The organism is Vulcanisaeta sp. JCM 16159 (assembly GCF_001316265.1).
In the GTDB taxonomy this organism is placed as follows: domain Archaea; phylum Thermoproteota; class Thermoprotei; order Thermoproteales; family Thermocladiaceae; genus Vulcanisaeta.
Window position 1 is genome coordinate 214,499 of sequence record NZ_BBDN01000003.1, and the last position, 22,321, is coordinate 236,819.

The window sequence follows — 22,321 nt, forward strand, 5'->3', positions numbered from 1 at the left end:
ATTTATTTAGTCCATAAAGCATCGTGTTTTATATGTTCTCCACTGTTGTTTTGGGTGGTGGTTGGGCTGGTTTGGTGTATGCCCTTGAGTTGAGACGTAGGTTTCTTAGCACTGATGTTCTTGTTATTGATAAGTCGACCCAGTTGGGCGGCTTGTTGAGGAGTGAGGCTGTTAATGGTTTTACCTTTGATGTTGGCGGTAGCCACGTAATATTCTCGGGCAATAAGGAGATCCTATCAAGGATGCTGGGTTTCCTCGGTAATGGGTTTGTTAAGCATGAGAGAAAGTCGTTTATTAGGATTGGCGATGCCCTAGTCCCGTACCCACTGGAGAATGGGTTATACGCACTTCCGCTTGAGGATAGGGCTGACGCATTGATAGCTTTCCTAGAGGTCCAGATGAATCGCGCAGTTGATTGGAGGCCTAGTAACCTTGATGAGTGGATACATGGGTTCTTCGGTAAGTGGATTGCCAAGAAGTACTTGGTTCCCTACAATAGGAAGATTTGGAAAAGGGATTTGAGGGAGATTGATGTTGACTGGGTCTATACGCCGGGTAGGCTTCCAATACCTGACTGGAGGGATGTGGTTAAGTCGGCGATGGGGATAGCTACTGTTGGCTATAGAGAGCAAGCAACATTTTATTACCCAAGCATTGGCGGTATTCAGACCCTATACAGTAGTGCGCTTAGGGAGGCTGAATCACTCGGCATAGCGCTCCTAAGCGGCTACGCCATTAAGAGCCTTAAGAAGGTTGGGGATGAGTGGATTATAAATGATGAAATTAAGGCTAAGAACATCATTAGTTCAATACCGCTTAACGAACTTGTTACATACATGAACGCGCCCGAGTACGTGATTAAGTTATCGAAAAGATTGGACTACAATAGGGTTTTAGTAATTGGCGTGGCCCTTAATAAGCCGGCGCCGGATCAGCACTGGGTTTATGTGCCTAATGAGGACGTGATTTTCCATAGGTATGCCTGGATCTCCAACTATAGCCCGCAGAACGCGCCAAGGGATAAATCCTCACTACTCCTTGAAATCACAATATCTCCGTGGGAGACCGTGAAGGAGGATTGGTTCGTTAATAAGGCCCTTAGGGACTTGATGAATCTGGGTATTGCTGGTGAGGGTGATGTCCTCTTTACTATGTATTGGCTTCATGAGTACGGCTACCCAGTGCATACTATTGAGTCGAACAGGGCCAGGAATGAGGTCATTAATTGGGTTAAGGAACAGGGGATCACCCCAATAGGTAGGTGGGGATGCTGGAGGTACTGGAACATGGATAAGGTATACGAGGACGCAACAAATAAGGTGGTTCAAAGGTTCAGGTAACTCCTTATGTCGCGGGATATTGCATTTATGCTATACCTTGTCTCCACATCCCTTCTTGCGTTATTACCTAAATTGGTCCTCAGCTTCTTGTCATTGATGAGCTCAAGCATTGCCTGGGCCATTGCATTTACATCGTCTAAGTTCACCATGTATGCATTATACATATGCCTTAAAACACCTAGTGTGCCTGGTGTCTTTTCGGCTATTATTGCACCGCCACTTGCCATGTACTGAAACATTGTTGTTCTTTCGGCAAGGTATACGGGTAGGTATTTCGTGGCAGTTAACACCTTAATATCCAAGGCATGCAGTAATGATAATCTAAGGGGATCGTTGCTTAGTTTTGTTTGGTTAATATACGCGTAGTTTCTAACACCGTACTTCTTAATTATTGGTATTACTGATTTTGACGTTTGTAGAACTAGGATTGCATCATCCTTAATTTCATTCTCGACTAATTTGAATGCCCGTATTACCTTCTCAACGCCGATCACCTCCCTACCATTCACAAACCACATACCACCACTATAGCCAGTGAGTATCCTGCCCTCAAGATCCCTATACCTCTCAAAGAATAGGCTCACTGGTACCTTCATTGGGTCGAATTGATCTAAGTCAATGCCAAAGGGTACATACCTCACATTAGTCACCCCAATCCTCCTAAGCAATGCCGTTATCGCCTTCGACCAAGCCCAGACCTGCCAAGCCCTCCTGAGCACGTAATAATCAAGTGCATTCAAACGCAATCCCTCAGGGTCACAAGACCACAAATCCATCAAATCAACAACAACCCTCTTACCAGCTCTTATGGCTGCTAGGGAGCCTACCGTATTTAGTGTTATCACGATTTTTTTCACGTATTTTATTAAAATACGGTATATATAACGATTCAATTAATAATGCCGTCATCGTATCTACCCTATCTATTCGTGTACAATCGTGGATCCTCGGTAATGCATAAATTATATTTTTACTGACACTACGTGTGGCTACGTAATTTCTTACATCAACGCTAATACCGCCGAATTGATCCTCGCCCCGTAAATGACCCATGATTGTTCTTAACCTATAGATTCTTAGGGAATTACCCAATGCACGTTTAATGAATAATGGCCTGGGGTATATATTAATGTTAAAGCCCGTTGCGTAGGCAATCACATTACTGTTTCTCATAAGTTTAATCACTCATGACTTTATTAAGTAACTTAATCATTTTAGTCCTCAATGCATTATTCCATGAATACTTAGTTTCTAACTCATGCCTAGCATTAGTGCCTAACTTCCTCATTAAGTTCCTATCGTTAGCTAAAAGCAGTATGCCGTTAGTTAAGTCCTTAGTATCGTTAAATCTAAACATGTAGGCGGTTTCTCCATGTCTTAGGACTCCCAGTGTTCCTGGTGTTCTTTCAGCCACTATGGCGTTTCCACCGGCCATGTAGTGAAACATTGTCGATCTCTCAGCAAGATACACACCGGGCGATTCGGAGGCAGTTAGAACAAGTATGTTGCTGTTCCTAAGTAATGATAACCTAATTGGATCATTAAATGTCGTAGCCGGTATTAATTCATAATGCCTTACATTATATGCTTTAAGTAGTGCCTTAACCCTTTGATTTTGCCCCCAGGTCTGAATTACGAGGTATATCTCATCCTTATTCACCTTCTCTATTAGTGAGAATGCTTGGATTAGTTTATCAATACCGTGATATCGCTCACCACCACCGCTATACCCTATGATTATCTTTCCACTAAGATCTGGGTACTTCTCAAATAATAACTTAGGTGAAGCCTTTAATGGGTCCATAAGATCTAGGTCTATACCAAACGGCAAATATTCCATGCATTGCCCTGGTAATAATTTACGTAATAACGCCGTCACAGCCTTCGACCATGTAATTACGCACCTAGCCCTTCTAAGTGCATACGCATCAATAGAGTTGAATATTACGTAATCCCTGTCGCAGTGCCATAGGTCCATTAAGTCAATTATTACATTCTTCCCTACGCTGATGGCCGCTGGAGCGCCTATCGTGTTTTTAATGATAACGTACTTCTCATGTAATTTTCTGAGGAATAAAGTTCCATAGACCGTCTCTTCAACTATTGAGTATCCATCATAACTTCTATCCTGTCTATAACATGGCTCTATTATTTTTAATGGGTCCTCCTTCTTTAATGCATTAAATAATTTATGAATAGTGCTTACTCGTTTTGATTCTACCGCTCTTTCTTTTTTTAATACTATCGGTATTACCCATTAATTGTGGATTCGATCCTTTGTTAAGTATTGTTTGTCTTATGCTTAGTAAGTATATATTTAGTTCAGGTATTGCCTTTTTCATGAATAGTGGTCTCGGAAATATTGCCGGGTTGAACCTAGTAACGTATGCTATGTCCTCAATCATGGCAATCACCAACTATTTAGTATGTTGCATATGTTACTAAATTTAACTACTGGGTATACAAGCCCGAGCATTGTATAAAATACGATAGATTTCACCCACATCTCAGCACCCTTACGTGGTCCGTATCTAAGTACTTGATAAAGTAGTGGTGCTAGCTCAATCACGGATAGCGGCGGCGCTAAGAGTAGGGATGTTATTGTTAGTGCGTGCAGGGTTATGAATGCGCCACCTAAGTATTTCTGTCTTTTAGAGCCTGTGTATGCATATATTGCCGCCTTTTTGTGAATTCCCCTGACGTACTGTCTCAATGATGTCGTTATGGGGACTTCGCTTTTAAGTCTCCTGTTGATGTCGTAAACGACCTCACTTTCTATGAGGTATGACTTGTAGCCATGGCACATGGCTCTAAGCCCAAAGTCCCTATCCTCGGCCTGTGTTAATCTATCATCAAATAACCCAACTTTCTCAAAAACCTCCCTTCTGATTAGGTTTACGCCAAATACCGTGAAGGGTACCTCCTTCATTATTAATTCCTTGGGCTTCGTATTCATGACGTCATTTAGTATCTTCTGTATTTCCTCGCTTGAGTTTACGTAAATATCTATCCTAATTGTGGATACTATTGGTCTATTAGCCTTTATCAGCGTTATTGGTATGTATGGAGGTGCTATTATGTCGCTATCCCAATACATTATGCATTCACTTGATGTTTCCTTAACCACTATGTTACGTGCCTCGGGAATATTTGTGCCAGGTGCATCGATTATCCTTACAGCGCTGTCCAGTGCGTCCTTAATGATCTCCTTTGAATTGTCGGTTGATCCGCCGTCTACGTAAATAATCTCGGCATTAACACCCATACTTCGTAGAGTCTGAAGTGCACTCCTTAATGATTGCATGCTGTACTTCAAGATCCAGGCGCTGTTCTTTCCTAAAACGCCTATCGCTATGTCGTGGCACATTATGCATTTAAAATTGGACTTTGGGCGATTTAAATAGATTAAGGAGTATGCATGCAGTGATTGCCCACCATTTTTGGGATAGACCGGGTGGAGGGGAGTTGGTGATGGCGTCAATAGCGCATGCAATGGCCAGGGCTGGTTACCAGCCCGTGCTTACATCATTATCAGACTTTGAGCCAAGGAAATACCTTGAGTGGTTCGGAATTGACATCTCTAGCTACCCCTACATTTCAATGGGCATTAGATTAAGGTCCTTTGGCTTGTACATGAGGTTGTTGGTTTGGTATCCTGTCAAGGTCGCCTTAAGACGTTATAGTCCAAGAATTATCTTTATTGATTCGCCAACCTATAAACCATTAGTAAGTGATTTAAGGAGAAAAGGCATTAAACTAATCGAGTACATTCACTTCCCACTCGACTTATCCTTTAGACGGAAGTACGTAAGTCTTGGTTACTACTATACTGAGGATCAATACATGGCAGAGAGATACACAAGGTTTCCACTAAGTATATATGCATGGCTATACTCAAAGTTATTTGATAAATTTGCCAGAGAAAACCCATTTCAAGTCTCTACCGCTGTCCTCACAAATTCGCGGTGGACTGCGTCAATAATAAAAATGGCATTTAATGAGGATCCCATAGTCCTTAACCCACCATTACCACCTAACTCACCCATAACAACCAGTAGTAGGTCCTTTGATGAGCGAAAACCGTATGTGGTTATGGTGGGTAGGTACGCCGAGGAAAAACGCTACCATTGGGTTCTAGAGAATACCGTGCCCAAGTTGGTTAAGGAGATTCCCCAGGCCAAGGTCATAATCATGGGTAGCGCCGGGACAAGCACATCCGAATCCTATTATAATCACCTCATGAGAATTTCGTTAAAGAACGGCCTAAGGGTCGGAACAGAGATATCGCATATTTCTAATGTGGATGTAGTACTCATGAAGAATGTGCCAAGGCAGGAAATGGTAAAGTTACTAGATGAATCAAGGGTCTTTCTTCATGCGACAGTTAATGAGCATTGGGGCATAGCGGTTGCCGAGCCATGGCCAGGGGCTTGCCCGTGGTTGTTCATAAATCCGGCGGTGCCTGGAGTGACCTGGCAATGAATGGCGAAGTTGGGCTCGGCTATGAAACCGCGGATGAAGCCGTTGAGGCCATAGCCAAGCTACTGACGGATGCCAGGGCATGGAGTGATTACTCCATGAAGAGCCTGGGGAGGGTTAGGGACATAACCTTTGACAGGTTCGTCGAGAGACTTACCGAGTTAGTTAGGAAGATCCTATAACTACTTTGAAGGTTTTTAAGTCAGTAATATGCGGTATGAGTAATGGTTGTCTCAATTGAGTTGCCGAGGGTTATTTATGAGAAGGTTAAGGAAAGGGGCTTGGACATTGAGGACCTCGTGATGTACGCGTTAATGAATGCAATGCAGTTGGACCCTAGTGAACTAGCTAAGGCGAGGCTTGAACTCGCGGGTGAGTACCTAGGTGAGGCCAGGGAATACATCGATAAAGGCGATGTGGTTCAGGCCAGTGAGAAGTTGTATAGGGCCGTTGAGGAGTGCGTTAAGGCATTGGCTGAGAAGTTTAACACGCCTGAGTATCGGGAGGCCGTTAAGGAGGGTGGGTGGTTCACTCACTTACTTGGTAGGGCGGCCAGGACGTTAAGCAGTAGGTTGGGTGAGCGAGGATTGTTGATGCTTGGTCAAGGCATATGACTTGCATGTGCGGGGCTTTCACGAGGGTAAGTACGGCATTGACCAGGTGAGGGTTGACTTACCGCTCGTTGAGTGGTTCGTGAATTACACAGGGCAGTTGGTGGCTAGGTGAGTTCCTCGAAGTCATCCTCACCATGGTGCTTAACGACCTTGATGCCGTTAGCCCTCGCAAGCTCTATGGCTTTGCCCGTATCCCTCGCCTCATTCACATAGGCTATTACCGCGATGACTTCCTTACCTGCCTTAGTGCTCCTTAACTTACTCACCTTATCCACGAAGCCCTCAACATCCCTAAGCCTGAGTGTTGCCTTAACCTCAGCGGCAATCACCTTATTATCAACCTCCGCATAGCCATCAAACTCGCCAACACCCTCAATCCTAACTCTCCTAAGCCTATCAACATTAATGCCAAGTCTCTCCCTAACCCAATTAGGTAGGTAATGCCTAACATCACGCTCAACCAAAGCCCCAACAGTCCTAGAAATGCCAGAAAGCTCACGCCTAATACTCCTGTTCTCCTGCCATAGTTTTTCTATGTTTTCGTTTATTCTTCTTATTTCCTGCCATATCTTGTTATTCTCCTCCCATAGTTTGTTGATGTCCGTTCTCATGGCATCCTGACCCTCACGTAGGGCCTTGATCTCCTGCCATATCTTGTTGTTCTCCTGCCATAGCCTATCCTGACCTTCCCTCAGTGTCTTGATTTCCTCCCAAATCTTGTTATTCTCTTCCCAAAGCCTATCCTGACCTTCGGCGAGTCTTTGGACTGTCTTCGTCAACTCATTAACGGCACTGATTAATTGCCTAATCGAAGACTGAATATCGGTAATACCAAGCAGACCCACCACAGCAAGCCTAAACTCCTCATCCTCCCTCAACAAACGCAAAAACTCATCACGAAGAGACATCCCTGTAAGATTTCGTGGATTGAGTTTAAATAGCTTATTTATTCATGTTTACATAACCTGAACGCGAGTTTTAGGTCCTCTTGCGTGTTTACATTTAGTAGTTCCGTTGTCCAGGGAATTATTAAGGATACCCAGGGTATGACCTCGTGCATAAACTCCGGTCTCTTCACCAAGCTTATTCCTGTGAATTCCATTTCGCCGTTTTTCTCGTACATTAGGGTTATCATTGGCGATGTTACGTATGCGGTCATAGCTAGGAACCTCTTAATTAATTCCCTGGTTATGAAGGCATATCACTTGGTATGAACATGGTTGGCGTACCAACCATTAACAGGGACTCAAGTAAATCCTTAGGATAATCCATACCACTGGTTATTAAGACTTCATAACCACGTTGCCTAGCCCAGTTAATTACCTTAGTATGCCTAGCCGTGGTTGCTATGTACGTTTTGCCAAATCCATCAACTGATGATGCTACATATTCAATCATTGGCTTGCCGCATACGTCAATCAACGGCTTACTTGGGTTCGATAACCTACTCCCCATACCGCCAGCCATTATCACTATGTTCATGCCTTATCAACACCGAAGGAGGTTAGTACGCGCCTACCGAGTTGCCTAACATTCTCATTAACCGAGTCAAGCAATACGTGGGCCGCCAGGAAGTGCAGGCCCACCTCTACATAAAGCCTAAACTCGGGCCACGGATCACCAGTTATTAGGGTGTACCAGAGTGAGCCCATGATTTTACCAAGTCTCCTATCCAGTACATCGTTAATTGAGTACTCCCTAATTATTGATATGTCATTCTTAATTACCTGCTCGTTAATATTGATATTCACATTAATTAACTCATCACGTGTATTTACATTTATGAGACCCTTTAATTCAACCCCGTGAATTGATGGGTTTAGGAATAGGGCCTTTGGTAATCCCCTAATTAGGTCGAAGATCTTTGACCTGCCGTAATCAATTAGGAGGTTCAAGTATTGGAGAGCTACAGTCCTACTGACGGCCATTAGGGCATTCTCTAAATGCCCGTTTGGGTATACGTAAGTCGTGACGTCGAAGTTTCTCAACTCCTTTATTAGCGGCTTAAGGATGTTGGGCGTTATGTAGGGCATGTCGTTGGGGACGATGATTACATCCTCCTCACTGCACCTATTAAGTGCCGAGTATATGCCCGCAAGTGGTCCCTTGAACCTCTCGTCATCAATTACGTAATCGGCATTTGGTATTACGGATTTATAAATCATAGCTCTTTCGGAGTTATTCACGGCTATGATGATCTCATCTGCCACCTGCGACACGGCATCATAAACAAGTCTCATCATTGGTTTATCACCTACCCTATACAGCGCCTTATCAGTCCATGGTTCACCACGTACCTGGAACCTCCGTGACAATCCACCGCTCAGTATAATGCCGCAAACCATCTTAAGCCATTACTCAGCCTATTCAGGCGGTCTTATAAGTCTCGCCAGTCTCTCCCTCCTCCATCTGGCGTATTCTATTAAGCCAATGACTATGAGTATTACTACCATTATGATTGCCACGGCAATGGCTATTAAGGTACCCACAGGCACAAAGCCTATGCCCGGTACGTAATAACCACTCACTGGTACTACCAGGGTGACTGATACGGTCTCACCACTCTCACTTGTCGTAAGGACACGGTCCGACTTGAGTATACGCCGAAGGAGTAGGCATAGGCCTTACAGGTTATTGAGCCTGTACTCGGTATTGGGATCACTACGTTAATAGGGCCCAGGTTACTTACATTATAGCCAGCGCATTGCAGACCCACTATTGCGTACTTCGTCAGTGGCATACCATTTGCTGAGAGTGCGTTTATACTCACGTTAACGGCGGGTATATACACTGGTAATTGAGTTTGCTGGGCATATGAAATTAGGACGGTGTTCAATAGCATTGTTAATGCCATGATAATCACCACCAAGTATTGAGGTCTTACCACATTGTTTTACATACATTGGGAAATAAATCACTAACTCCCAGAAATTATTAATAAGAATAGAATCAGCGCTATTAACCTAAATCACTGTTCATCCAGCCCAGCATCATCATGCAAAATACGCACTGCTTAAAGTAATTATAAGTATTTAGGTCGTTTAGGTTAGGTTCCAGTAATTTCTCTGGACATTAATTACATCCTTGATGACTGAATTAACACGGGCCAAAATCCTCGGTTCCGTCTGAATCACATCTTCATCAACCTCCGTATCCTTATTATTCATGATGTTGATTAGGAGCCTCGAGCCTCTAATTAGGGTGTCATAATTATAACCACCTTCAAGTACGAAGACGACGCCCCTAACCATGCCGATGATATCTCTCAGTTCTTTAAACACGTGGGCATAGGTATTCAACGAGAGCCTAAGATTAGCTATGTTGTCCAGCATATGCGCGTCGAAGCCCAGGGAAACCAAAATTAACTGTGGCCTATACTCCCTGATTATAGGCCACACGATCCTATTCAGGGCACTCATGTAGCATCATCGGCCGTGAATGGTGGTAGGGGCACGTTGACATTGAAGCCCTCGCCCTCGCCTTCACCAACATCATCGATAAAGCCTGTACCTGGGTAAATGGTTAGTGGGTCTTGATGAAGGCTTATGTAAAGGACCTTTGGGTCCTTATAAAAAAATTTCCTGTGTGCCATTTCCATGGTGAGCATCGATATCGAGTATGGCCACCCTACTAATGCCATGCTCAATGGCGTAGACAGCACCAATGGCTACATTATTAAATATGCAAAAGCCCTGGGTAGGAGCCATTAATGCTCGGCCACCATGACCAACATGGTGACCCGGCGGCCTGACAATGGCGTAGGCGGCGTTCCATTCACCGTTCAGCACCTTATCAATGCCCCTCAGGACGGCGCCAACGGCGTGTCTCGCAGCCTTACAAGTGCCTGGGCTGACATAAGTATCAGCATCTATGAATACGTAGCCCATGCCGCAAGCCTCATCGATTTGTTTTACGTAATTCGCATCATGAACCCTAAGTAACCATTCATCAATGTTATTAATGGGTCTTTCCATGGCGATGTAATCACCCACCGACCTAATTATTGCCAGAACCTACCTGGGTTCTCAATGTGGCTTCTTGGTGGTTTATGTTCTAGATGTGCATCGTCATAGATTATGCCAATCATAATCACTGAATTATACCTATAGTGCCTTATTAATTTACTTGAGAATTCCTAATTGATATGTTTGGCAGAAGGAAGAAGGTGGATCTCGAGGAGCTTCTTCAGGAATTGACTAGTAATGAGGAGGATAATACGAGAAGTAAATCAAGAAGGCGAGTTGGTGAGGACTATGAGGATTACGGTCAACAAGCAGGTGTTAAATTCAGGGTTGAATTTGAGGGTGTTGATGAATTAATTAAGGAAATAAAGTCCCTGAGGGAATCAATCAATGAATTAATTGGGTTGTTGAAGGAGCAGGAACCAAATATCGCAAAGAAGTAAATCGTTTTTAAAGGCCCTTACCCAATTAAATAAGGTGTAATGCTAAGTCAAAAGAGATCATTGAATGTCCTGGACCTATTGGCAATCTTAGTAGAGCTCACGGAGTTAAGGGGCTCAATACTAGATAAGGTCTATACCATGGGTGGCTCACTACTCCTGAGGTTTAGGAAGGGTTCCGAGAAGTACTTCATAATAGCGAACTCCCACAGGTTCGGATTGACGAGTTACGTCCTTGAGCACGGAGCCGAGGGAATACTACCACTTAGGAGGTTGATTGAGGGGAACTCACTTAGGGACCTTGAGCTACTTAACTTTGACCGCATTGTTAAGCTTCTGTTTGATGACGGCTACTTAATAATTGAACTACTTGAGCCCTGGAACGTGGTCTATGTAAGTAATGACAACATGATTAAGTGGGTCCTAAGGCCATATAGGGGCAAGGATAGGGTCGTGAATAACGGTCTCGAGTACAAACCACCGCCTCAAAACTTCGTTAAGCCTATTGATAATCGTGAAGACATCATCAAGGCCTTACAGGGCTATGACACGATAGGCAAGGCCATCGCCAGGGGCTTAGGCCTAGGTGGTGAGGTGGCCAACGAGGTGTGCATTAGGGCGTCAATTAATTGTGGTCAATCCGCTAATTCCGCCGATATTGATCGCATAATCTCGGTGATCTCATCCATGATAAGTACCATAAGTAGGGGTAGTTTAGAACCAACCATTTACTATGGTAATGGTGTGCCAATAACCGTAACGCCGATTAGGTACTTATCTATTAAGCATGATGGTATTAAGCAGTTTGGTAAATTTAATGAGGCCGTTGATGAGTACTTCCACGAAATCGAGGTTAAGGAAGAGTCTGAGAAGAAACTAGCCAGCATCTCCGGGGAGATTGCTAGGCTTGAGAGGAGTATTGATGAGTTAATGATTAGTATTGAGGGTTTCAGGAAGGGTTCTAGGGAGTTGAGGGTTAAGGCGGAGACCGTGCTTAATTGGAAGTACGTAATTGAGGAATTACTCAATGTGCTTAGGAATTACTGGTCCTCCTATAAGGATGAGTTCCAGGACTTAATCAGGGGCATGGAGTACCAGGGAATTAGGGTTAAGGGCTTTGACCTGAGGAGTAAGGCCGTGACGCTCGAGATTGACGGTGTCACAGTGTCAATACCATTAAATGCAGATGTTGGTGATGTAATTGACGATTTATTTAACAGGGCTAAGGAGCTTGAACGTAAGGCTAAAACGGCTGAGGAGAACCTGGGCCAACTTAGGGCGCGCATTGAGGAGCTTAGGGTTGAGGGTGAGAGGATCGAGGAAAGCATTAGGGAGGGTTCGGTACGCGTGATTTACGGCGCCAGGGAGTGGTTCGAGAGGTTTAGGTGGTTCGTGACCAGTGGTGGTAAGTTCGTGATAGCTGGTAGGGATGCCACACAGAATGAGGTTATTGTTAGGCATTACCTGAGGCCCTGGGATATATTTGTTCATGCCGATATACCGGGGGGTTCCGTGGTTATTGTTAGACTTGCGGGTCCTAATGATGGTTTCAGCGATAGGGACATCCAGGAAGCAGCGCAATATGCAGTCTCGTATTCAAGGGCTTGGGCAATGGGCCTATCAGTACTCGATGCGTTTTACGTGAGGGGCGAACAAGTGACTAAAAGGGCACCATCTGGTGAGTACCTGGGTAAGGGTAGTTTCATGATTTATGGAACCAGGGGTTGGATTAGGAATGCCGAGCTTAGCCTCGGTGTTGGCGTTAGAATTGACAGTATTAATAATTCGACCCTTATCAGGCTCATCACGGCACCACCGAGTGTGATAGGGTCATTGAGTAGTTACTACGTCATATTAAGGCCTGGTACTAAGGATAGGGTTAACGTGAGTAGGGAGATTTATGATTTGTTCAGAGGTAAGGTTACCGGGTTTACCAAGGTAATTAACCTGAGTCACATTGTTGATGCTGTGCCGGGTCCCTCAATCATCGAGGGTGTTTATGAGGGGAATCCAAGGCCCTGGAATGAATTAAGGGATTTAGCGAAGTGACCGGCCTTGGAGGTTGCCAGACTTAATGCTTGTGTTGATCTGCCCATAAGCGATGATGAGGTTGTTGTTGACTCAATGCTTGGTTGGTTAGTTAGGTGGTTGAGGATTCTGGGTGTTAGGGTCACTTATAACCCTAGTTTTGATGATTATTATTTATTAAATGTTGGTCACGTGCTCGTGACCAAGGATAGGGAATTGTTTAGGAGAAGGACTAAGTTAAGCCTGTTACTGATTACTTCTGGTCATGTTGAGTGGTTATCAATACTCTCGTTGGTACTTGGGTTTCCATTAGTGCTTAATATGGAGAGGAGCTTATGTCCCATCTGTGGCTCAAGGCTAATTAAGGTCAGTAAGGATTTAGTAATTGATAAGGTGCCTCAGGGTGTCTTGCTTAGGCATAGTGAGTTCTGGCTATGTACTGGTTGTGGTAAGGTTTATTGGGTTGGTAGCCACCATGCGCGCATGGGCAAGGAGTTAGAGATTGCGAGGGGTATTCAAGGCGCACTAAGTACCCAGTGCATTAATGGTAATTTACTAGTAATTCGTGAGTAAATAGGGAGGGCATTATGTATAAATGCATATAAATGGTTGACTATAACGCTGTACCACATGCAACTATTCAAGCCTCTCAATGAGCAGGACTACGTAAGCCTTATTAAGTATCTGAGGACTAAGATCCTTGAGAGACTTGGCGTTAAGGCTAACTATGACATAGACCCAACGCATTTAGTAAAGATTGCGGAGCTCAAGCTCGGTGTCTTCGTATCCATTGAAAAGCTCATGTACTCAGACGGCATGATAAAGAGGGTCCTTAGGGGTAGTATGGGTACGATAAGGCCAATAAAGAACCTACTTGAGGACTCAGTAACCGCTGCAATACACGCAGCCTTCTATGACCCAAGGTTCTCGCCAATATCCATTGCCGAGTTTAAGAACTGCGTCCTCGAGGTTACGGTAACATCGCCACTAATGGATGTTAACATGGACTGGGTCAGGAGGGAGATGGTGCTTGGTTATCATGGATTGTACATAGTTGACTCGGGCAAGGCCACAATACTTCTTCCACAGAAGGTTGTGGAGATGGCCGAGAATTACTACCAAAGGGATGGTAAGCAATTGGGTATTGACGATTTTATTAAAGAGCTTTGTGATTCTCTGAGGATCTGCAACCCAACAAGCATTAAGGCATTTAAAACGCAGATAATATATGAATTACGTCCTGATGGCGACGTCATTGAACGCAAACTTTACCTTAACAGATTACTGAGTAATCATGTAAAGTTGTCAGTGGCTATGAATGAGTAATAAATTATTGACGCCATTTTAAACACTAAAGATTTATTAAATCGGCCTATATTTAAGAATTGAGGTATATGCCGGTCATGATTAAGTTTTACATGGTTGTGGGTAGGGATGAGACTTACGAAAACGTTATTAGAAGTGTTGTCACAGAGGTTAGGGAGAAGTTTAAGGGCAGTGAGAGGAATGTTAATGCAACGTTCATTAGAATAAAGCCCGAGGCCGTTGATACGGCACTTAATGCATTAAGCATGCCGGAAAGCCAAATACCCCAAAACCTGGTATACTTAGTCAAGTCGATGAAGCAGGATGGAGTTTCGGCATTACCTGCATTGATAATTAATGGTAGGAAGGTGTATGAGGGCCAATTACCAGCACCGGATGTGGTAAGGAAGACGGTGATGGATGAGGTAGTTACTGCGTTATCGCCTCAAGCACCACCACAACAGCCAACACAAGTAATAAGCCCACCCCAGCCGGCACCGCAGGTACCAAGTATTCCGCAACCACCGGCACAACCACCTACTCCACCAACTCCTCTGCCACCACCTCCACCAGTTGAGGTTAGGCAACAGGCCGTGGAGATAACGAGACCTGAAGCCACAGTTATTGAAAAACCACAAGCGCCGCCAGCGCCCACGCCTCTTTCATCGTTACCAAGTGGTATTAAGATAGTTATGGGTAGACCGGATGATTGCAGAAATTGTATTTACTACGGTGCTAACACCGGCGTATGCCTGTTATTTGGATACAAGATAGTTAATCCGACCAGGCCGCCATGTAAATCAACTTAGTTTCGCTTGTTGATTTTCTAGATTGCCAGCCTTATATTATTAAATCCACGGTATCACCAAGGGCCTGCCCAGGCAGTCCGCGCCTAAATCTGGCGAGTAGTTGACCATGCTTACCCCATATCCTGAGCACCTTCCCAATTACTTCAGTTCCCTTTCTAGACCTCCAAATAACCTTGGCGTTAACGAATTTTGCCGCATCTACTGACGTTTCAACACCCGGCACTATGATTATGGCATCCCTTGAGTATCCAATGGATCCCCTCCGTATTGAGTATATCCTCGCCTTGACAGTCTTTACTTGCATTGACACGTTACATGACGCAATACAGAATTTTTAAATGCTACTTTCGTAAATACTCGTTACCAGGTCTTTGGAGGAATAATGCTTAAATTCTATAATTAGCCTTTGTCTCTCGAATGCCAATAGCGAGACTTATTGAGTATAAGATTGCATTACCGTCAGAACACGCCTTTGATCTATTGATGAATATAGGTAATGCTGGTTACTTCATGCCAATAACTAGGCCAGGGGTAATACCGGCACCCAAGGTGTCGGGTAAGTACTCGGAGAAGATTAGGAAAGTTGAGGATATATCCAGGGAACTGGGTAGGATATTGAATCAGTACTCAATACCGCCACCAACGGCTCTCCATGAGGTTAAGATTAGCCTATTCAACGAGCTACTTGAGTACATAATTGAGGATGGGGAGGATCTACTCACCAGAGTCAGGCAGTACCTTGATACCATTGAAGGCATTAGGGGTGAGTATGTGAGGTTGAGGAGTATTGTGGATGTAGCATCATCCGTTGGCGGCGTCATTATGGAGAGGCTGAAGCACTTCTCAATGGATATCATACCGTTGAGCGAGGAGGATTTTAATGAGTTTAGTAACGCCATTGCTAATCATGGAGCCGAGGCACTACCCGTTAGCCCAGGATAGGTTCTACGCACTGGTGATATACCCAGAGTGGGCCAGGCAGGGTTTACTGAGTGCATATAAGTTGTTTAATACGAACCCACTTGAGGTACCTAGTAACTTTGACTTAAACACCATGAAGAGTAGGTTGGCAGAGCTGGAGGGTAGGTTAGAAAGGCTTGAGCAGGAATTTAGAGACTTCCTAACCAAGGTTAGTGATAGGGCCTACGCAATTATCAACCTTTCGGATATGATAACGAACATAGTTAGGCAGTACATGGACTCAGCAATACCCGAGGGTAAGGACGTGGGTGATAGGCTAGTGCAATTGATTAATTCCGTGAATGAGACTAGGAATAGAATTAGAGAGCTAGAGATAATACATGAGGTTCTAGGTACATGAAGAAGGCCGGTATCTCCTTCGAGGGCCTCAGTAGGCTTAGGGTCAGGGTATTCGCGATCAAGGGTGGTGTGAACGAGGACTTCATTAAGGGGCTTATGTACATTAAACGTGACATTGAGGGTACAGACTTATCAATACTCACGCTCATAGAGTCTCCGGAGAACCTGGACGTGAAGTCACTGGGTAAGGAGGTTTATGAAATAGGTAGGGACTACCTAGTCGATATTAAGTCAGCATTTGAATTAACAGGTAGGGAATTGACGGACCTAAGGTCTAGGCTTAAGGACCTGGAGAGGGAGTATGAGGAGTTTGTGAAGGAGTTTAACGAGGTCTCTACCTACGGTGTTGATGGTATTAGTAAGGTCGGCGGTGATGTCGTGACGATAGCCGGTTACGTCAAAGAAAGCCTATCGAGTAAATTCGATGACTTATTAGCATCATTGCTCAGTAAGTTAGCTATCGATGCCAGGGTTAGGAAGGAGAGTAAGGTGGTGTATGTCAAGGAGATAGAGCCGGAGAAGGCGCCAACGCTTGAGGAGTATCCGAAGCTCATTGATGCGTTTAAGAAAATAACGTACATGTATGGGGTACCGAAGTACACGGAGATAAGCCCCATAATACTAACTTTCATACTATTCCCAGCTTTCTACGGCTGGATGTACCCGGACTTGGGCCACGGCATAGTACTATCCCTATTCGGCTACGCCTTGTATAGGTCACGTTATAAGGGTCCCAATGCCTTCCTACGCTCAATATTCAGCGGTAAATACTCGACATGGGGCTTAATATTCCTAATGGCAGGTATTTGGTCCATAGTATTCACCTTCATTGAGAGTGGTACAATATTTGGAATAGAAATAAAGGGTTTGAATCCACGCTTTAAGTTAGCCAGTATTAGTCAGCCAGGATTTGTTGTTTTTAACTCGATCTATGCCATGTTAGCCGTGTCAATAATGGTTGGTATAGTGTCATTACTTCTATCCTTTGCACTTAAAGCTGTTAATGCCTATAGGGGTGGTGAGAGGGATCTGGCCATAGGCTTTTATGTACCACTGTTCTTCTTCTTCGCATTCCTAGTACTTGCCCTAATGGGCGCTGGGTTCGTACCAGTCATAAGGATTGGTGAGGAAACCCCATTACTACAATCATTATATCCCTTATTCAATGCAATAGAGAGTTTAATGTGGTATTGGGTATACGCGGTATTTGCTACGTTAGCAATACTAGTATACTCACTGCTTTACTTCAGGGCTAAGTACAGGGGTGTTCCTGGGTTTAGTGCTGCCCAGTTGGCCGTTGAGGTTGGTGCCGAGGCTGCAATACCGAGTCTCACGAATACCATATCCTTCATGAGGCTGAGTATCGTGGCTATAATGCACGCCGTATTCACTGCAATGACATACGCCTGGGCTGTCTCGCTGGGATTATTCACACTAGCCGGCCTCGCCGTGTTGATAATATTCAACTTGATAATAATAATCGGTGAGGGGTTCGTAGCCTTCGTACAAAGCCTGAGGCTTCACTTCTATGAGATGTACACGAAGTTCTTCAGCGGCGCCGGTGTATTATTCACACCCTTCACACTGGGCCTAAGGTGGGTTAGGCTCCTCATAGTCTAGGTATAAAAAGTATATATAGGGCCTTAAGGTACTTATTAATTGCATGGCAATACCCCGCGTTAGGGACGTGATGAAGGAGGTGCCCATAACCGTGAGGGATGATGAACCATTAACCGAGGTCATTAAGATAATGAATGAGAGGAATATTGGATCAATAATAGTGACTGATGAGGAGGGTAAGGCCATTGGCGTATTTACCGAGAGAGATTTATTGAGATTGATTGCAAGTAACGTAGGCCTTGGTGCGTTAACGGTCGGTGATGTTATGACGAGGAATGTCATCGTTGTTGAGGAGGACGCCAGTTTAATAAAGGCTGTGCATATAATGGCTAAGCACGGTATTAGGCACTTGCCAATTGTTGATGAGGATGGTAAGGTCGTGTATAATATCGATTAGGGATGCCGCAATAGCATTGGCAAGGCTTCTCGTTGACATGAACGTGGAGGAGCTTGGCGCCACAGAGGAGGAGGTGAGCATGATTAGGGATCTCGTGAACATTGATGAGGGAATTTAAGCTATTTAATCGTTATTACGTAGGGTAATAACTCAGGAAGTATCATCGTTATTACGAAACCATTAATAAACGCTATGAAACCGCCGATCTCACCCATGTAAAGCCTATAGATGGGTAATGTGTCATCCATAGATGTTGCGCCGCCAATCGATACCAGGGATACATCCTTAAAACCTGCAATCACGATTAGGGGAATTAACAAGTACGTTAATTGCTCCCTAAGGAAATTAGCCAAAAAGGCCAGGGTGCCCACGGCAGGCCCAAACCTAACGCTAAGCAGGGGTCCAGCCAGTGAGTACCACCCCATCCCCATTGACACCCCGAGAGACGCCGCTAACGGTATTCCAACTAGGTAATGCAGTATTAAGCCACTAACGGAACTACCCAATAATGATGTTGCTGCAATTACTATACCGAGATACCCCTGGGTAAGTAATGACATGCTTATTGATGAACCAATGTCAAGGCCGATCACCAGTATTAATACAAATAACTCAGACGCTATTAAGTAATTAATTACATTCATCATTGTCCTGAACCTAATGTAATAACCGAGCAACCAACCAATTACTAAGATAATTAATAATATCAATGGCAATTTAATATTAATACTGGGATTGCCATCCATGTTAATTATCCTCAACCGTTTGGTATTGATTAGGAGACTTATGGGCATCGTAAAGACTAGGCTCATTATTATAGAGAGTACAGCATAGACTACTGAGTAAAGAATTATGCGTAAAACGTAGTTACTAGCCACGATATTGCCAGCCCAAAGGGCCATCGTGAATACCAACGCCGCGACCACGTACTGCAAGTAATTACCAATACCGAGTGTCTTAACCCTACTTCTGAATGTATACCCAATGGCCATGGTTATTGGAAACGTTACCAAGAATAAGCCGCTAATTACATCGGCAAAGCTTATCACATGGCCCCTCCGAAGGCCCCGCTTTTAATTCTTAACAAATACCTATTTATTGTTAGGTAGCGAGTTAATGAATTGAGAAGAAATGTCCCGGGATAGCGTAGACTTGGAGGATTTAGAGGGTATTGGGCCGAAGACCGCTCAATTACTTAAGTCAAAGGGAATACTCAGCGTTAAGCATTTGGCGCTTTTCAACCCTGAAGAGCTCATTGAGCTAACTGACATGACACCTGATAGGGTTGAGAAGATACTGAGGTCCGCGAGGGATATCGTGTTCGGCAGCAATAGGGTCTCAAGGGCGACAGACCTAGCCAGGTCTTTTGAGGGCATCATTAGGTTGAAGACAAATGTTAGGGCTATCGATGATTTACTGCAGGGCGGCTTAGAGCCTAAGGCGATTTATGAATTTGCCGGCGAATTCGGCACTGGTAAGACTCAACTCTGTCATCAGCTCTCGGTAACCGTTCAGTTAGGTCAGGATAAGGGTGGTGTTGGTGGTTCGGTCGTTTACCTAGACACTGAGGAGGCCTTCTCACCAAGTAGGATCGTCAATATTGCCCAAAGGTTTGACCTGGACCCCAATGAGGCCTTGGATAATATATACGTCATTAAGGTGGTCAATGCTGCGGACCTCGAGGATAGGATTAAGTTTGATGTTGTCAAGCTTGTTGAGCAGGCTAACGTTAAGCTTATCGTGGTTGACTCAATAATAGCCCTTTACAGCTGAGTTTAAGGGTAGGGAGAGGCTTGCCGAGAGGCAGCAGAGGCTTAATTACATACTTGATTGGTTAATGAGGATTGCCAAGGTCTATAATGTGTATGTGGTACTCACGAACCAAGTCCTTGATGTGCCGATGGGGTATATCGAAGTTAAGAGACCTGCTGGCGGTAATGTGCTGGCCCACGCAGTTACGCATAGGTTGTTCCTTAGGAAGTCTAAGGAGGATATTAAGGTCATGGAGGTCCTGGACTCGCCCAGGCTTCCCTTCAAGGCCAGTGCGATGTTTAGGATTACGGATAAGGGTATTGAGGATGTTTAGTGATGGTTCGTAAATTATTTAATCCGTAGTTAATTATAGACTTGGTAATGCCAGCTAATTTACCACCAGAGGCGAAGGCCAAGTGGTTGAAGGTAATGGAAGCCAAGACACCTGAAGAGAAGCTGAAGGCGCTTGAGGAGTTCCTAAGCACGGTACCTAAGCATAAGGGTACGGAGAACTTGGTTCATTGGGCTAGGAGGAGGATGGCCCAGCTTAGGAGGGAGATTGAGGAGAAGAGGACAAAGGAACGGAGCCTGAGGTCTGGCGGAGGGGTTAATATCTATATCGAGAAGGAGGGTGATGCTCAAGTGGTCGTAATAGGACCACCATCATCAGGCAAATCAAGCCTTTTAAGGTGCCTGACTAACGTGAGGGTTGAACCTGATGATGTACCGTTCTCATCAATTGAACCAATACCTGGCATGTTCATTTACGACAATGTCTACTTCCAACTTGTGAAGTTGCCCTCAATTAATATCTATGACGTGGACTCGGATGTGAACTCTATGGCGCTATCAATGATTAGAAATGCGGACAGCGCAATAGTGGTTCTTGACGCGAGTGGTGATATCGAGACTCAGTACAACGCCTTAAAGGGTATCCTTAGGGAGAATGGGATATACATAGTTAGACCTAGGGGTTTTGTGACGATAGAAAGAAGACCAACAGGTGGAATTCAAGTCGTTGGTAAGTTGGTTAATGGTACGGCAGAGGATGTTAAAAGGTTATTGGTGAGTTACGGGATAAACAATGCCCTGGTCATGATTAATGGTGAGGCCACGCTGGATGATGTTGAGGAATCAATATTTAAGGATATAACGTATAAGCCGGCTCTCGTTGTAATAAATAAGATTGACCTGGCAGACATCGATTATATAAGGAATATCACTGCCAAACTAGGCAATGAGACATTGGTATTAACTGCGTCGCTAAGGAACTGCGTAATTGATTCTAAGGCGCTTGGCGAGTCATTATTGAGGATAATGGACCTAATAAGGGTCTATACAAAGGAGCCGGATGCCGATACGTACTCACCAAAGCCCTTCGTACTTAGGAGAGGTTCGACGGTGGGCGACTTGGCTAAGAGGATTCATAGTAGGTTTTATGAGGGGTTTAAGTACGCCAGGGTTTGGAGGATTGATAAATTCCCAATGGGTGTTAAAAGGGTCGGTATTAATTACGTTCTTAATGACGGTGATGTCGTGGAGATTCACTCATCTCTATAGCCTTATTAACTGGCACTGCGTACATTAGGTAATGAGTTCACAATACGGTGAATGCATTAAATTGCTTAGGGAGGTCCTTGAACGTCTTGAGGCGATTGAGGGAGAGCTCGACTTGATCAAGGAGGAATTGAGGGAACTGCGTGGTCAGGGAATTACACAGCCTCGGCAGCAATCACGGTCTCAACAATTGGGCGGTGGACTACTTAAGGCGATAAATAATAACCTGTTTCTTGATACGAGGGATGTAATGGCTAAGAGACTCCTTAAGAGATTGCTGGATGAGGGGAAGGTAGTACTGCTTAGGGATGAGACGACAAATAGGGAGGTGACCACAACTAAAGAAATTATTAGGAAGTTGCTTAGTAAATTGCCGATATCTATCAATGAAATAGATAAACTCAGTGATAGGGAGTACGAGTTATTAACAATACTAAATAGACTGGGGTATGTATTACTTAGAGATAATAAGTACGTGGTCTCGGAGGCTGCAAAAGAATTTATTTAAGGATGGGAGAGAAAAGAGTAGTACATGTCATCTGAGGAGGTACTGTGGGTGGAGAAGTATCGTCCTTTGAGGATTGATGATATTATTGACCAGGACCACGTTAAGGCTAGAGTAAAGGGGATGCTGGCCAGCGGTAATATACCACACCTACTCTTCTTCGGTCCTCCTGGTACTGGTAAGACTACGATGG

The 22,321-nt window shown here is 44.4% G+C and carries 32 protein-coding genes and 2 pseudogenes; 19 read left to right on the forward strand and 15 right to left on the reverse strand.

Annotated elements, in window-relative coordinates:
* The first annotated feature begins 32 nt into the window (after window positions 1–32).
* Window positions 33–1,340, forward strand: a complete 1,308-nt coding sequence (locus JCM16159_RS04110) for an NAD(P)/FAD-dependent oxidoreductase (protein WP_054857040.1) — start codon at window positions 33–35, stop codon at window positions 1,338–1,340.
* Here JCM16159_RS04110 and JCM16159_RS04115 read toward each other — a convergent pair.
* The 4 genes from JCM16159_RS04115 to JCM16159_RS04135 form a co-directional block, all read right to left on the reverse strand.
* Complete coding sequence (locus JCM16159_RS04115) at window positions 1,325–2,197, reverse strand: glycosyltransferase family 4 protein (protein WP_243665829.1); 873 nt, start codon at window positions 2,195–2,197, stop codon at window positions 1,325–1,327. The genes JCM16159_RS04110 and JCM16159_RS04115 overlap by 16 nt on opposite strands.
* A gap of 320 nt (window positions 2,198–2,517) precedes the next feature.
* Window positions 2,518–3,318: a glycosyltransferase family 4 protein gene (locus JCM16159_RS04125; RefSeq protein WP_054857043.1), complete on the reverse strand. Its 801-nt coding sequence runs from the start codon at window positions 3,316–3,318 to the stop codon at window positions 2,518–2,520.
* 211 nt (window positions 3,319–3,529) lie between these two features.
* The gene (locus tag JCM16159_RS04130; RefSeq protein ID WP_054857044.1) at window positions 3,530–3,754 is read right to left on the reverse strand and encodes a hypothetical protein; all 225 of its coding nucleotides are present in this window, start codon (window positions 3,752–3,754) and stop codon (window positions 3,530–3,532) included.
* On the reverse strand, window positions 3,751–4,707 hold the full coding sequence (locus JCM16159_RS04135) for a glycosyltransferase (RefSeq protein WP_054857045.1): 957 nt from the start codon (window positions 4,705–4,707) through the stop codon (window positions 3,751–3,753). Before JCM16159_RS04135 ends, JCM16159_RS04130 begins: the two co-directional genes overlap by 4 nt.
* A gap of 104 nt (window positions 4,708–4,811) precedes the next feature.
* On the opposite strand from JCM16159_RS04135, the gene JCM16159_RS04140 reads away from it, so the two are divergent.
* From JCM16159_RS04140 to JCM16159_RS14410, 4 genes are read left to right on the forward strand one after another with little or no spacing between them, the layout of a single operon-like run.
* Complete coding sequence (locus JCM16159_RS04140; protein WP_243665852.1) at window positions 4,812–5,822, forward strand: glycosyltransferase; 1,011 nt, start codon at window positions 4,812–4,814, stop codon at window positions 5,820–5,822.
* Window positions 5,759–6,001, forward strand: a complete 243-nt coding sequence (locus tag JCM16159_RS14405; RefSeq protein ID WP_243665830.1) for a glycosyltransferase — start codon at window positions 5,759–5,761, stop codon at window positions 5,999–6,001. The genes JCM16159_RS04140 and JCM16159_RS14405 overlap by 64 nt, the downstream gene beginning before the upstream one ends.
* A 42-nt stretch (window positions 6,002–6,043) precedes the next feature.
* Entirely contained in the window at window positions 6,044–6,433 is a 390-nt protein-coding gene (locus JCM16159_RS04145) for a PaREP1 family protein (protein ID WP_054857046.1), read from the forward strand.
* Window positions 6,417–6,545, forward strand: a complete 129-nt coding sequence (locus tag JCM16159_RS14410) for a PaREP1 family protein (RefSeq protein ID WP_243665831.1) — start codon at window positions 6,417–6,419, stop codon at window positions 6,543–6,545. The genes JCM16159_RS04145 and JCM16159_RS14410 overlap by 17 nt, the downstream gene beginning before the upstream one ends.
* Here JCM16159_RS14410 and JCM16159_RS04150 read toward each other — a convergent pair.
* From JCM16159_RS04150 to JCM16159_RS14440, 9 genes are all read right to left on the reverse strand, one after another.
* Window positions 6,538–7,341 (reverse strand): hypothetical protein, encoded by an 804-nt coding sequence (locus JCM16159_RS04150; protein WP_054857047.1) that lies wholly within the window; start codon window positions 7,339–7,341, stop codon window positions 6,538–6,540. The two genes, JCM16159_RS14410 and JCM16159_RS04150, sit on opposite strands and share 8 nt — an antisense overlap.
* 38 nt (window positions 7,342–7,379) lie before the next feature.
* Window positions 7,380–7,592, reverse strand: a complete 213-nt coding sequence (locus tag JCM16159_RS14415) for a hypothetical protein (RefSeq protein ID WP_243665832.1) — start codon at window positions 7,590–7,592, stop codon at window positions 7,380–7,382.
* A gap of 29 nt (window positions 7,593–7,621) precedes the next feature.
* Complete coding sequence (locus tag JCM16159_RS14420; protein WP_243665833.1) at window positions 7,622–7,915, reverse strand: NTP transferase domain-containing protein; 294 nt, start codon at window positions 7,913–7,915, stop codon at window positions 7,622–7,624.
* Complete coding sequence (locus tag JCM16159_RS04160) at window positions 7,912–8,778, reverse strand: molybdenum cofactor guanylyltransferase (protein WP_054857048.1); 867 nt, start codon at window positions 8,776–8,778, stop codon at window positions 7,912–7,914. The genes JCM16159_RS14420 and JCM16159_RS04160 overlap by 4 nt, the downstream gene beginning before the upstream one ends.
* A gap of 18 nt (window positions 8,779–8,796) precedes the next feature.
* Window positions 8,797–8,961 (reverse strand): hypothetical protein, encoded by a 165-nt coding sequence (locus tag JCM16159_RS14425; protein WP_243665834.1) that lies wholly within the window; start codon window positions 8,959–8,961, stop codon window positions 8,797–8,799.
* A gap of 5 nt (window positions 8,962–8,966) precedes the next feature.
* Entirely contained in the window at window positions 8,967–9,287 is a 321-nt protein-coding gene (locus JCM16159_RS04165; protein ID WP_243665835.1) for a hypothetical protein, read from the reverse strand.
* A gap of 187 nt (window positions 9,288–9,474) precedes the next feature.
* Window positions 9,475–9,852, reverse strand: coding sequence for a hypothetical protein (locus tag JCM16159_RS14430; protein ID WP_243665836.1), 378 nt, complete (start codon window positions 9,850–9,852; stop codon window positions 9,475–9,477).
* Window positions 9,849–10,031 (reverse strand): hypothetical protein, encoded by a 183-nt coding sequence (locus JCM16159_RS14435; protein ID WP_243665837.1) that lies wholly within the window; start codon window positions 10,029–10,031, stop codon window positions 9,849–9,851. The genes JCM16159_RS14430 and JCM16159_RS14435 overlap by 4 nt, the downstream gene beginning before the upstream one ends.
* Window positions 10,000–10,425 (reverse strand): hypothetical protein, encoded by a 426-nt coding sequence (locus tag JCM16159_RS14440; protein WP_243665838.1) that lies wholly within the window; start codon window positions 10,423–10,425, stop codon window positions 10,000–10,002. Before JCM16159_RS14440 ends, JCM16159_RS14435 begins: the two co-directional genes overlap by 32 nt.
* 152 nt (window positions 10,426–10,577) lie before the next feature.
* Here JCM16159_RS14440 and JCM16159_RS04175 point away from each other — a divergent pair, with 152 nt between their 5' ends.
* The 5 genes from JCM16159_RS04175 (at window position 10,578) to JCM16159_RS04195 (ending at window position 14,977) form a co-directional block, all read left to right on the forward strand.
* On the forward strand, window positions 10,578–10,838 hold the full coding sequence (locus tag JCM16159_RS04175) for a hypothetical protein (protein WP_054857050.1): 261 nt from the start codon (window positions 10,578–10,580) through the stop codon (window positions 10,836–10,838).
* Window positions 10,839–10,877: 39 nt separating this feature from the next.
* Complete coding sequence (gene rqcH, locus JCM16159_RS04180) at window positions 10,878–12,884, forward strand: ribosome rescue protein RqcH (RefSeq protein ID WP_054857051.1); 2,007 nt, start codon at window positions 10,878–10,880, stop codon at window positions 12,882–12,884.
* Between the two features lie 6 nt (window positions 12,885–12,890).
* On the forward strand, window positions 12,891–13,436 hold the full coding sequence (locus JCM16159_RS04185; RefSeq protein WP_054853398.1) for a Mut7-C RNAse domain-containing protein: 546 nt from the start codon (window positions 12,891–12,893) through the stop codon (window positions 13,434–13,436).
* Between the two features lie 57 nt (window positions 13,437–13,493).
* Window positions 13,494–14,189, forward strand: coding sequence for an AMMECR1 domain-containing protein (locus tag JCM16159_RS04190; protein ID WP_054857052.1), 696 nt, complete (start codon window positions 13,494–13,496; stop codon window positions 14,187–14,189).
* A 68-nt stretch (window positions 14,190–14,257) separates the two neighbouring features.
* A complete protein-coding gene (locus tag JCM16159_RS04195; RefSeq protein WP_054857053.1) occupies window positions 14,258–14,977 on the forward strand; it encodes a hypothetical protein in 720 nt (239 codons plus the stop codon).
* Window positions 14,978–15,008: 31 nt separating this feature from the next.
* Here JCM16159_RS04195 and JCM16159_RS04200 read toward each other — a convergent pair whose 3' ends face one another.
* A complete protein-coding gene (locus JCM16159_RS04200; RefSeq protein ID WP_243665853.1) occupies window positions 15,009–15,281 on the reverse strand; it encodes a 50S ribosomal protein L35ae in 273 nt (90 codons plus the stop codon).
* A 113-nt stretch (window positions 15,282–15,394) separates the two neighbouring features.
* Between JCM16159_RS04200 and JCM16159_RS14445 the strand changes: the two genes are divergently transcribed.
* Genes JCM16159_RS14445 through JCM16159_RS14460 form a run of 5 tightly spaced genes read left to right on the forward strand, consistent with a single transcriptional unit; the run spans window position 15,395 to window position 18,432 of the window.
* The gene (locus JCM16159_RS14445) at window positions 15,395–15,919 is read left to right on the forward strand and encodes a hypothetical protein (RefSeq protein ID WP_243665839.1); all 525 of its coding nucleotides are present in this window, start codon (window positions 15,395–15,397) and stop codon (window positions 15,917–15,919) included.
* Window positions 15,885–16,298, forward strand: coding sequence for a hypothetical protein (locus tag JCM16159_RS14450; protein WP_243665840.1), 414 nt, complete (start codon window positions 15,885–15,887; stop codon window positions 16,296–16,298). Before JCM16159_RS14445 ends, JCM16159_RS14450 begins: the two co-directional genes overlap by 35 nt.
* Window positions 16,295–17,917, forward strand: a complete 1,623-nt coding sequence (locus tag JCM16159_RS14455; protein ID WP_243665841.1) for a V-type ATPase 116kDa subunit family protein — start codon at window positions 16,295–16,297, stop codon at window positions 17,915–17,917. The genes JCM16159_RS14450 and JCM16159_RS14455 overlap by 4 nt, the downstream gene beginning before the upstream one ends.
* Before the next feature lie 43 nt (window positions 17,918–17,960).
* A complete protein-coding gene (locus JCM16159_RS04210; protein ID WP_243665842.1) occupies window positions 17,961–18,314 on the forward strand; it encodes a CBS domain-containing protein in 354 nt (117 codons plus the stop codon).
* The gene (locus tag JCM16159_RS14460; protein WP_243665843.1) at window positions 18,286–18,432 is read left to right on the forward strand and encodes a hypothetical protein; all 147 of its coding nucleotides are present in this window, start codon (window positions 18,286–18,288) and stop codon (window positions 18,430–18,432) included. Before JCM16159_RS04210 ends, JCM16159_RS14460 begins: the two co-directional genes overlap by 29 nt.
* A gap of 1 nt (window position 18,433) precedes the next feature.
* Here the strand turns inward: JCM16159_RS14460 and JCM16159_RS04215 are convergent, their stop codons facing one another.
* Window positions 18,434–19,363: a lysine exporter LysO family protein gene (locus JCM16159_RS04215; RefSeq protein WP_054857055.1), complete on the reverse strand. Its 930-nt coding sequence runs from the start codon at window positions 19,361–19,363 to the stop codon at window positions 18,434–18,436.
* 82 nt (window positions 19,364–19,445) lie between these two features.
* Here JCM16159_RS04215 and radA point away from each other — a divergent pair.
* From radA to JCM16159_RS18535, 4 genes and pseudogenes are all read left to right on the forward strand, one after another.
* Window positions 19,446–20,400, forward strand: a pseudogene (gene radA / locus JCM16159_RS04220) (DNA repair and recombination protein RadA).
* Between the two features lie 47 nt (window positions 20,401–20,447).
* Complete coding sequence (locus tag JCM16159_RS04225) at window positions 20,448–21,626, forward strand: GTP-binding protein (protein WP_054857056.1); 1,179 nt, start codon at window positions 20,448–20,450, stop codon at window positions 21,624–21,626.
* Window positions 21,627–21,657: 31 nt separating this feature from the next.
* Window positions 21,658–22,131, forward strand: coding sequence for a hypothetical protein (locus tag JCM16159_RS04230; protein WP_054857057.1), 474 nt, complete (start codon window positions 21,658–21,660; stop codon window positions 22,129–22,131).
* Between the two features lie 24 nt (window positions 22,132–22,155).
* A pseudogene (locus tag JCM16159_RS18535) lies at window positions 22,156–22,321 on the forward strand (Replication factor C small subunit); the annotation flags it as partial.